The organism is Vibrio sp. Y176 (assembly GCF_033438945.1).
Map to the genome: position 1 here is coordinate 1 of NZ_JAWOQS010000587.1, position 675 is coordinate 675.

The 675-nt window shown below is 49.2% G+C and carries 1 pseudogene; it reads left to right on the forward strand.

Going from position 1 to position 675, the window contains the following annotated elements:
- Window positions 1-675: pseudogene (locus tag R7O13_RS27450) on the forward strand (phospho-sugar mutase); the annotation flags it as partial.

Genomic DNA, 675 nt, shown 5'->3' on the forward strand with positions numbered 1-675 from the left:
TTTGGTTGGAAGATGACTACTACCAAACTTACCGTAAAACCATGAACGAAAATGCTCTGCTGACTCCTGATAGCAACACCGATATTTCTATCGCTTACACTGCGATGCACGGTGTTGGCGCAGACATGGCAGAAACGTTACTTGCTGACGCTGGCTTTAAAAAAGTGGCCAGTGTTGCGGAGCAGCGCGAACCTGATGGCACATTCCCTACAGTTAACTTCCCAAATCCAGAAGAAGCAGGGGCAATGGACATGGTCATGGCGCTCGGTAAATCCGTAGATGCGGATATCGCCTGTGCTAACGACCCAGATGCAGATCGTTTCGCCGTCGCCGTAAAACGCCCAGACGGTGAATACCAAATGTTAACTGGCGACCAAGTTGGTTCATTGTTTGGTGATTACTTGCTAGAGCAACAGCCGAACTCACTGGTCGGTAACACCATCGTGTCATCTCGTCTCTTGAGCAGCATCGCAAAAGCGCATGGCGCAGAGTATTACCAAACGCTAACAGGCTTTAAATGGCTAACCAACGTCGCGATGAGCCAAGAAACCGAGCAACACCCGTTCTTGTTTGCTTACGAAGAGGCGCTTGGTTACACCGTTGGCAATAAGGTGTGGGATAAAGATGGTTTGTCCGCGATTGTTGCGTTTTCGCAATTAACCGGAAAGCTCAAAG